The organism is Ruegeria sp. YTSA219, from assembly GCF_059609985.1.
In genome coordinates this window covers 1-3,884 of sequence record NZ_JBXWMT010000031.1, presented here as the reverse complement: position 1 = coordinate 3,884, position 3,884 = coordinate 1, and the positions used below count along the sequence as shown (strand labels likewise).

General features: G+C 63.1%; 3 protein-coding genes. All 3 read left to right on the top strand.

The window, feature by feature from the left end; all coding sequences use genetic code 11:
- The coding region (locus AC2FFB_RS19990; protein WP_496875356.1) for a glycine cleavage T C-terminal barrel domain-containing protein at positions 1–486 on the top strand (486 nt) is incomplete at its 5' end.
- Positions 487–504: 18 nt separating this feature from the next.
- The gene (gene gcvH / locus AC2FFB_RS19985) at positions 505–870 is read left to right on the top strand and encodes a glycine cleavage system protein GcvH (RefSeq protein ID WP_142640419.1); all 366 of its coding nucleotides are present in this window, start codon (positions 505–507) and stop codon (positions 868–870) included.
- A 113-nt stretch (positions 871–983) separates the two neighbouring features.
- A complete protein-coding gene (gene gcvP / locus AC2FFB_RS19980) occupies positions 984–3,839 on the top strand; it encodes an aminomethyl-transferring glycine dehydrogenase (protein WP_496704183.1) in 2,856 nt (951 codons plus the stop codon).
- Positions 3,840–3,884 lie beyond the last annotated feature (45 nt).

Here is a 3,884-nt window from a genome sequence, read left to right as displayed (position 1 = left end):
GAAATCACCAAGGCCTTCCTGGCGCATGAGGATTGCGAGGCGGCGGGCCTGGGCGCGCGCGACAGCCTGCGGCTGGAGGCGGGGCTGTGCCTGTATGGCAATGACATCGACCAGGGCACCTCGCCGATCGAGGCCAGCCTGGGTTGGGCGATCCAGAAACGCCGCAAGGAAGAGGGTGGGTTCCCGGGGGCCGATCGCATTCAAAAAGAACTGGCCGAGGGTCCCGCGCGCAAGCTGGTGGGCATCAAGCCGGAAGGCCGGGCACCGGCGCGTCAGGGCGTGGACATTCAGTGCGCGCAGGGCAATACAATCGGTCAGATCACCTCGGGCGGGTTTGGCCCGACGGTCGGTGGACCTGTGGCGATGGGCTATGTGGCGGCGGATCATGCCGAACCGGGCACGGCGGTGAATCTGATCATCCGGGGCAAGCCGCAACCGGCACAGATTGTGGCCACCCCCTTTGTCACCCAGAATTACAAGCGTTGAAGTCAGGAGAGAGACAACATGGCAACCTATTATTCCGAAGAGCACGAATGGCTGACCGTCGAGGGTGATACCGCGACGCTGGGCATCACCAAACACGCGGCTGAACAGCTGGGCGACGTGGTGTTCGTGGAACAGCAGGAAGCAGGCGACGAGTTCGAGAAGGGTGGCGAGATTGGCGTGATCGAATCCGTCAAGGCGGCGTCCGAGCTTTATGCGCCGGTTGATGGCGAGATCGTCGAGGTCAACGAGGCGCTGGCCGACAATCCGGGCGCGCTGAACGACGACCCCGAGGGCGAGGCCTGGATCTACAAGATCAAGATCACGGATGCGTCGCAGCTGGAAGATCTGATGGATGAGGCCGGCTACAAGGCCTTCATCGGGTAACTTCAATTCCGGGGCCCTGAAACCGGGCCCCGGGCTTCATCTTTTTCCAAATACTCCCGCCGGAGGCATCTGCCAGAGCGGCTGGGCGAGACATTCCTTGAGGAGCGCTACACATGGCCTTCAAACTCACCGATTACGAAGCCTATGACTTTGCCAACCGTCGCCATATCGGGCCCAGCCCGACCGAGATGCGCGACATGCTCAAGGTGATCGGCTTCACGACGCTGGATCAGCTGATTGACGCCACCGTCCCCCCTGCGATCCGACAGAAGGAAGCGCTGGACTGGGGTCCGGCGATGACCGAGCGCGATGCGCTGTTCCACATGAAAGAGGTGGCGAGCAAGAACAAGGTTCTGACCTCGCTGATTGGTCAGGGCTATTACGGCACCACCACGCCTGCGCCGATCCTGCGCAATATCCTGGAAAACCCGGCCTGGTACACGGCCTATACGCCTTATCAGCCCGAGATCAGCCAGGGCCGGCTTGAGGCGCTGCTGAACTTCCAGACCATGGTCAGCGATCTGACCGGGCTGGACGTGGCCAACGCCTCGCTGCTGGACGAAGCAACCGCTGCTGCCGAGGCGATGGCGATGGCCAAGCGCGGTGGCCGGTCCAAGGCCAATAACGCGGCTTTCTTCGTCGATAAAAACTGCCACCCGCAGACCATTGCGGTGATCAAAACCCGCGCCGAGCCTCTGGGCATCGACGTACAGGTGGCTGATCCGGATACGATGGACGCGGGCGCGGTGTTTGGCGCGATCTTCCAGTATCCCGGCACGCATGGACATGTGCGCGACTTCACCGCCGAGATCGCGGCGCTGCATGAACATAAAGCCATTGCCATCGTTGCCGCCGACATCCTGTCGCTGGCACTGCTGAAATCCCCCGGCGAGATGGGCGCGGATATCGCCATCGGTTCGACCCAGCGCTTTGGCGTGCCGATGGGCTATGGCGGCCCGCACGCGGCCTATATGGCGACCACCGACAAGCTGAAGCGGTCGATGCCCGGCCGGATCATCGGCGTCAGCATCGACAGCCGGGGCAACAAGGCCTATCGCCTGGCGCTGCAGACCCGCGAACAGCATATCCGCCGCGAGAAGGCCAACTCGAATGTCTGCACCGCGCAGGCGCTGCTGGCCGTCATTGCGTCGATGTATGCGGTTTATCACGGCCCTGATGGCATCAAGGCCATCGCGCAATCGGTGCATCGCAAGACCTCGCGCCTGGCCGCCGGTCTGGAAGAGGCGGGCTTTGCCGTGGAACCGGAAGTGTTCTTTGACACCATCACGGTCGAGGTCGGCCATCTGCAGAATGTCGTGATGGAGGCCGCCGTGGCCCGCGGCGTCAACCTGCGCAAGGTCGGCGACAGCAAGGTCGGCATCAGCCTGGACGAACAGACCCGGCCCGAGACCATCGAGGCCGTCTGGGGTGCCTTCGGCATCGATCGGGCGGATGACAGCTCGAACAAGCAATACCGCCTGCCGGATTACGCGCTGCGTGAAAGCGAATATCTGACCCACGAGATCTTCCACAAGAACCGGGCCGAGGCCGAGATCACGCGCTATATGCGCCGTCTGGCCGACCGCGACCTGGCGTTGGACCGGGCGATGATCCCGCTGGGGTCGTGCACCATGAAGCTGAACGCCACGATCGAGATGATCCCGGTCACCTGGCCCGAGTTCGGCAATCTGCACCCGTTCTGCCCCGAAGATCAGGCACAGGGCTATCACGAGATGATTGCCGATCTGAACGACAAGCTGTGCCAGATCACCGGCTATGACGCGATCTCGCAGCAGCCCAACTCGGGTGCGCAGGGCGAGTACGCAGGCCTGCTGACGATCCGCAACTATCACTTCGCCCGCGGCGAAGGGCACCGCAATGTCTGCCTGATCCCCACTTCGGCCCATGGCACCAACCCGGCCTCGGCCCAGATGGTGGGCTATCAGGTGGTGCCGGTGCAAGCGGATGAGAAGGGCAACATTGATGTCGCCGATTTCCGCGCCAAGGCGGAAAAGCATTCCGACCATCTGGCCGCCTGCATGATCACCTATCCGTCGACCCATGGCGTGTTCGAGACCACCGTCCAGGAGGTCTGCCAGATCACCCATGATCACGGCGGTCAGGTCTATATCGACGGCGCCAACATGAACGCCATGGTCGGCCTGTCGCGCCCCGGTGATATCGGCGGCGATGTCAGCCACCTGAACCTGCACAAGACCTTCTGCATCCCGCATGGCGGTGGCGGCCCCGGCATGGGTCCGATCGGCGTCAAGGCGCATCTGGAGGAACACCTGCCCGGCCACCCGGAATACGGCACCGCCGTCGGTCCGGTCTCGGCGGCACCGTTTGGGTCTCCGTCGATCCTGCCGGTCAGTTGGGCCTATGTGCTGCTGATGGGCGGTGCGGGTCTGACCCAGGCCACGAAAGTGGCGATCCTGAACGCCAACTATATCGCGGCCCGGCTGCAGGACGCCTATCCGATCCTGTACACCTCGGAAACAGGCCGGGTGGCGCATGAATGTATCCTTGACACCCGTCCTCTGGATGAGGCGGCCCATGTCAGCGTCGACGATGTGGCCAAACGACTGGTCGATTCCGGCTTCCACGCGCCGACCATGTCCTGGCCGGTGGCCGGAACCCTGATGGTCGAGCCCACCGAGTCGGAACCCAAGGACGAGCTGGATCGCTTCTGCGACGCCATGCTGTCCATCCGGGCCGAGGCGCAGGACATCATCGACGGCAAGATCGATGCGGAGAACAACCCGCTGAAAAACGCCCCCCATACGGTGCGCGATCTGGTCGGCGACTGGGACCGCCCCTACACCCGCGAACAGGCCTGCTTCCCTCCGGGCTCCATGGGCGTCGACAAATACTGGTCCCCCGTCAACCGCGTCGACAACGCATACGGTGACCGAAACCTCATCTGCACATGCCCACCAATGGACGCTTACGAAGAAGCCGCAGAGTAAACAGACGACAACCAGATCAGCCCCCGCAATGGCCAGGGGCTGATC

Coding starts and splice junctions, on each gene's coding strand:
- gcvP (WP_496704183.1), top strand. CDS start 984: ATGGCCTTCAAACTCACCGATTACGAAGCCTATGACTTTGCCAACCGT.
- gcvH (WP_142640419.1), top strand. CDS start 505: ATGGCAACCTATTATTCCGAAGAGCACGAATGGCTGACCGTCGAGGGT.